Below are 5,630 nucleotides of genomic sequence, written 5' to 3'. Positions count from 1 at the left end.
GGGCCGGGGCCCTGACCGGCCGGACCGCCGGGGCGCGGTGCCAGCGCCGGGCGCGGCCCGTTGCCCTGCACCTGACGGCGCTGCTGCTGGCCGCCGCCCGCGGCGGGAGCACCGCCGGGGCCGCCCGGGCCACCGGGGGCGCCCTGACCGGGAGCCGGCTTCTTGTGGCCCTGGGCCACGTCGACCGGCAGCATGACGAGCGCGGTGGTGCCGCCCGAGTCGGACGGGCGCAGCTGGATGCGGATGCCGTGTCGCAGGGACAGGCGGCCGACCACGAACAGACCCATGCGCCGGGAGACGGAGACGTCCACGGTCGGCGGGGAGGCGAGCCGCTCGTTGATCGCCGCGAGGTCGTCGGGCGAGAGGCCGATGCCGGTGTCGTGGATCTCCACGAGCACCCGGCCGTCGGGCAGCGCGTGACCGGTGACCTTGACCTTGGTCTGCGGGGAGGAGAACGAGGTCGCGTTCTCCAGCAGCTCGGCGAGGAGGTGCACGAGGTCGTTGACGACGCGGCCGGCGACCTCGGTCGGCGGCACGCCGCTCAGCTCGATGCGCTCGTACTGCTCCACCTCGGACGCGGCGGCACGGAGCACGTCGACGAGCGGGACCGGGCGGGTCCACCGTCGGCCGGGCTCCTCACCCGCGAGGACGAGGAGGTTTTCGCCGTTACGGCGCATACGGGTCGCGAGGTGGTCGAGCTTGAACAGCGAGGACAGCTGGTCCGGGTCGGCCTCGCGGCTCTCCAGCTCGGAGATGAGCGAGAGCTGACGCTGGATGAGGCCCTGGCTGCGGCGCGAGAGGTTGGTGAACATCGCGTTGACGTTGCCCCGGAGGAGGGCCTGCTCGGCGGCCAGACGCACGGCCTCGTGGTGCACCTCGTCGAAGGCCGCGGCCACCTTTCCGATTTCGTCGCGGCTGTGCACACCGACGGACTCCACGGACGTGTCGACGTCCTGCGGGTCGGTCTCGGACAGCTGCTTGACGAGCTCGGGCAGGCGTTCCTGGGCGACCTTCTGGGCGGTGTCCTGCAGTCGCCGCAGCGACCGCACCATGGACCGGGCCACGACGAAGGCGCCGACGAGCGAGATGCCGAGAACGAGGAGGATGAGGGCACCGTTGAGGTACGCCTCGTTCTGCGCGTCCTCACGCAGCTCCTGAGCCTTCTGCTCCATCTGCGAGAGGAGCGTCAGCTCGATCTTGGCCATCTCCTCGATCTTGACGCTGTCCATGTCGTACCAGTCGCGGTAACTGGTCTTCTCGCCCTTGAACGCGTCGGTGTTGTTGCCGAAGGCCCGCTCGGCGAAGGTGTTCGCCGAGGTGACGTTGGTGTCGCCACCGTTGAGGGCCTTCATCAGATCGGCGGAGTCGGCGGCCCGGATGGCGGTGAAGCGGCGCAGGGCCTCTTCCTCGTTGTCCAGGGCGGACTTGCCGTACTGGTGGTCGTTGGCCGACATGCTCGCGCCCTTGGGGTTCGCGAGCGCGGCACTGATCATGGCGCGCTGGATGGAGGCGTACTCCTTGGCGGAGGAGAACGTCGCCAGGGCGCGCGTCGCGGTGATCATTTCGCTGTTGCTGGTGGCCTGGGCCATGTCCTGGGACAGGGACAGCAGCGAGGTGATGAGGGCGTTGTAGTTACTGACCGTCTGCGCGGTGTACTCGCGGTCGCTGACGTACGCCTTCTCCCGGACCGCCTTGATCTTGTCGAGCTGCTTGGTGATGTCGACAAGGGTGGTCTGGACGCCGACCAGGGTGGGGTCGTCGGCCTTGGCCTTCCTGGTGGCGTCCCGGAACTGCTGGATCCGCTGGTCGGCCTTGGCTCGCGGAGCGATGACCTGGTCGTCCTTGGGGTTGTTCGCGACGATCGGCCCCGCCGACTTGTCGCGCTCCTCCTGAAGGGCGTCGGCGAGCTGGGTCGCCTTGGTCGTCATTTCCACCAGCAGCTTCATGTGGTCGAGCTGGTCGACGTTCTGAAGCGAGGTCTGGATACGCAGGCCACCCAGGGTCGTCGCGGCGACGACGGGGAGGGCGAGCAGGGAGACCAGACGGGTACTAATGCGCCAGTTGCGCAGGGCTATTCGTGAGCCCGGCCCGCTGGGCTCCTTCGCCTTCGGCTTCGGCTGTTCGGCGGCCTCGCTGCCGTTCGCTGCCTCGGCGGGCATGCCGACGGTCGTGCCGCGGTCGGTCGCACCGCGCGGCTCCGGCTCCGCCGCAGCGCTGCCATCCCTCTTGAAACGTCCCTGCACTAGCGTCGCAACCTCTGGACCAGGCGTCCCGCCGGGTGAGCGGAGGGACGGTGTCGAGTCGTGGGGGGACCGCGGTGCCCCCCTGGCGGTCCCCGGAATTCCAGCACAGTGCCCAATCCCCCAACAAGGCCGGTGGGTGCAGCTCCGGATGTCGTGACGCTGGGTGAGTGTCGCGGTGACGCAGGGTAGAAGATTGAGCACCCCATGTCGGACTTATGCCCATGAGTCATGGGGTCCGGCTCGACGGTCACCCCCTGTCCCAGTCGCCATGATCAGGAGCGGAACGTCTGGTTCAGCCCTGCAATGTCCGTTTCGCGGAGGCGGAACAGCCGCCCGTTATGCCGCATTTTTCGGTTGCGTCGTGAGCAAACTCACAGTAAAGCCGGGACTTGTCCCGCGTGCGAGGGGGGAAAGGCGCGCCTAGCCTGGTTCTTTACACAGCCGCCGAAACGCCAAGAACGACAACGCGAGGCACCCCCAGTGAAGACCGAGAACCCGGCGAAGCCGTCCCGCAAGACCGCCAACCCGCGCCGCACCACGCTCGCGCACCTCCAGGCCGCCGAGACGACGGGCCTCTTCGCCGTCGCCGAGCGCCCGGAGCACGCCCTGGAGCTCCCGCAGGCCACCGCCAACCCGCGCCGCACCGTCCTCATGACGGCCCCCGCGGTGCAGCTGCCCCAGGACTGATCCCGGCGGCGCACGGGTCGCGCACGCCCCCCGCGATAGCCTGAGGTGTCCGACTCCGGCCAATCAGACAAGGGGTACGAGCTTCCCGTGCGCATCGCCAGGTTCTCCATTGACGGAAACGTCGCGTTCGGCGTCGTAGAGGGGGACGCGTCCACCGAAGGTGGTCCCGTCCTCGACATCATCAAGGGGCACCCCTTCGCGGAATTCGAGCGCTCGGGGCAGAAGATCCCGCTGAGCAAGGTGCGGCTGCTGCCGCCCGTGCTGCCCAACAAGGTCGTCGCCATCGGCCGCAACTACGCCGAGCACGCCGCGGAGCTGGGCAACGAGGTGCCCGAGGTGCCCGTCACCTTCTTCAAGCCCTCCACGGCCGTCACCGGCCCCGGCGACCCGATCGCCTACCCCTCCTTCTCCAGCGAGCTCCACCACGAGGCCGAGCTCGCCGTCGTCATCGGCCGCATGTGCCGCGAGGTCCCGCGCGAGCGCGTCAAGGACGTCATCCTCGGCTACACCTGCGCCAACGACGTCACCGCGCGTGACGTCCAGCAGCGCGAGAAGCAGTGGGCCCGGGCCAAGGGCTTCGACACCTCCTGCCCGCTCGGCCCCTGGATCGAGACCGAGCTCGACCCCCGCGACCTCGGCATCATGTGCACCGTGAACGGCGAACAGCGCCAGCTGGGCCGCACGAGCGACATGGTGCGCTCCATCGAGGACCTGATCGTCCACATCACCGAGGCGATGACGCTGCTCCCCGGCGACGTCGTCCTCACCGGCACCCCGGCCGGCGTCGGACCCCTCAACGTCGGCGACGAGGTCGCCGTCACCATCGAAGGCATCGGCACTCTCACCAACAAGGTGATCAAGCGTGGCTAACGCGAACGTCCGCGTACGTTTCTGTCCCTCGCCGACCGGCAACCCCCACGTGGGCCTGGTCCGCACCGCCCTCTTCAACTGGGCGTTCGCCCGCCACCACGGCGGCACCCTCGTCTTCCGCATCGAGGACACCGACGCGGCGCGCGACTCCGAGGAGTCCTACGAGCAGCTGCTCGACGCCATGCGCTGGCTGGGCCTCGACTGGGACGAGGGTCCCGAGGTCGGCGGCCCCCACGCGCCGTACCGCCAGTCGCAGCGCATGGACCTCTACAAGGACGTCGCCGCCAAGCTGCTCGACGCCGGTCACGCGTACTACTGCTACTGCACCACCGAGGAGCTCGACGAGCGCCGCGAGGCCGCCCGCGCGGCCGGCCGGCCCTCGGGCTACGACGGCACGTGCCGCGAGCTCACCGCCGAGCAGAAGGCGCAGTACGAGCGCGAGGACCGCAAGCCGATCGTCCGCTTCCGGATGCCCGACGAGCCGATCACCTTCACCGACCTGGTGCGCGGCGAGCTGACCTTCACCCCGGAGAACGTGCCCGACTACGGCATCGTCCGGGCCAACGGCGCCCCGCTCTACACGCTCGTCAACCCCGTCGACGACGCGCTGATGGAGATCACCCACGTCCTGCGCGGCGAGGACCTGCTCTCCTCCACTCCCCGCCAGGTCGCCCTCTACCGGGCGCTCGCGGAGATCGGCGTCGGCAACGGCACCACGCCGTCCTTCGGCCACCTGCCGTACGTGATGGGCGAGGGCAACAAGAAGCTCTCCAAGCGCGACCCGCAGGCTTCCCTCAACCTCTACCGGGAGCGCGGCTTCGTCCGCGAGGGCCTGCTCAACTACCTCTCGCTGCTCGGCTGGTCCCTCTCCGCCGACCAGGACGTCTTCACGATCGACGAGATGGTCGCGGCGTTCGACGTCAAGGACGTCAACGCCAACCCGGCCCGCTTCGACCTGAAGAAGTGCGAGGCGATCAACGCCGACCACATCCGCCGGATGGACCCCAAGGCGTTCGCCGACGCCTGCACCCCCTGGCTGCAGGCCCCGCACGCCAACTGGGCGCCGGAGAAGTTCGACCAGGCGGCCTGGGAGGCCATCGCGCCGCACGCCCAGACCCGCCTGACCGTCCTCTCCGACATCACGGCCAACGTCGACTTCCTCTTCCTGGACGAGCCGGTCGAGGACGAGGCGTCCTGGACCAAGGCCATGAAGGAGGGCTCGGACGCCCTGCTGCGCACGGCCCGCGCCCGCCTGGCCGACGCCGACTGGAACGCGGACGCCATCAAGGCCGCCGTCGTCGCCGCGGGCGAGGAGCACGGCCTCAAGCTCGGCAAGGCCCAGGCGCCGGTCCGCGTGGCCGTCACGGGCCGCACCGTCGGCCTCCCGCTCTTCGAGTCCCTCGAAGTGCTCGGCCGCGAGCGCACCCTGACCCGCATCGACGCCGCCCTGGCGAAGCTCGCGGGCTGACGTCCCACACGTCCCACGACACGGGGCCCGGCAGCCTGCTCAGGCCGCCGGGCCCCGTGCGTACGGCCGCCCGGGCACCAGGCGGGTTATCGATTTTGGACCCCCGTCCACCTTCGGGTAATGTTCTTCCTGCGCCGCCCGGGAGGGCCGAGAGGCCGGAGCGGAGGGCGCAAGCCGGACAAGACCCCTTACGGGGGGTGGAGTTACGGTGGGGTATGGTGTAATTGGCAGCACGAGGGTTTCTGGTTCCCTTAGTCTAGGTTCGAGTCCTGGTACCCCAGCAAGAGAAAATCCACTGGAAATTCTCTCGCAAAACTACTGATAAAGTAGTCACCGCGCGGAAGCGCAAAAGCGAAGTGCAA

General features: G+C 69.3%; 4 protein-coding genes and 1 tRNA gene. 4 read left to right on the top strand and 1 reads right to left on the bottom strand.

Features of this window, described 5'->3' with window-relative positions; translation table 11 throughout:
* Positions 1-2,243, bottom strand: a 2,243-nt coding sequence (locus LE181_RS14655) for a sensor histidine kinase (protein WP_225661698.1), incomplete at its 3' end; no start/stop codon positions are given.
* Between the two features lie 480 nt (positions 2,244-2,723).
* Here LE181_RS14655 and LE181_RS14650 point away from each other — a divergent pair.
* The 4 genes from LE181_RS14650 (at position 2,724) to LE181_RS14635 (ending at position 5,549) form a co-directional block, all read left to right on the top strand.
* Complete coding sequence (locus tag LE181_RS14650; protein ID WP_225661697.1) at positions 2,724-2,930, top strand: hypothetical protein; 207 nt, start codon at positions 2,724-2,726, stop codon at positions 2,928-2,930.
* A gap of 87 nt (positions 2,931-3,017) precedes the next feature.
* The gene (locus LE181_RS14645) at positions 3,018-3,800 is read left to right on the top strand and encodes a fumarylacetoacetate hydrolase family protein (protein ID WP_225661696.1); all 783 of its coding nucleotides are present in this window, start codon (positions 3,018-3,020) and stop codon (positions 3,798-3,800) included.
* The gene (gene gltX / locus LE181_RS14640) at positions 3,793-5,268 is read left to right on the top strand and encodes a glutamate--tRNA ligase (RefSeq protein WP_225661695.1); all 1,476 of its coding nucleotides are present in this window, start codon (positions 3,793-3,795) and stop codon (positions 5,266-5,268) included. The genes LE181_RS14645 and gltX overlap by 8 nt, the downstream gene beginning before the upstream one ends.
* A 209-nt stretch (positions 5,269-5,477) precedes the next feature.
* A tRNA-Gln gene (locus tag LE181_RS14635) sits at positions 5,478-5,549 on the top strand.
* The last annotated feature ends 81 nt before the right edge of the window (positions 5,550-5,630 follow it).

This window comes from Streptomyces sichuanensis (assembly GCF_020328095.1).
In the GTDB taxonomy this organism is placed as follows: Bacteria; Actinomycetota; Actinomycetes; order Streptomycetales; family Streptomycetaceae; genus Streptomyces; species Streptomyces cinnamoneus.
Note: the sequence above shows the minus strand (reverse complement) of the source record. Positions and strands in the feature narration are given on the sequence as shown.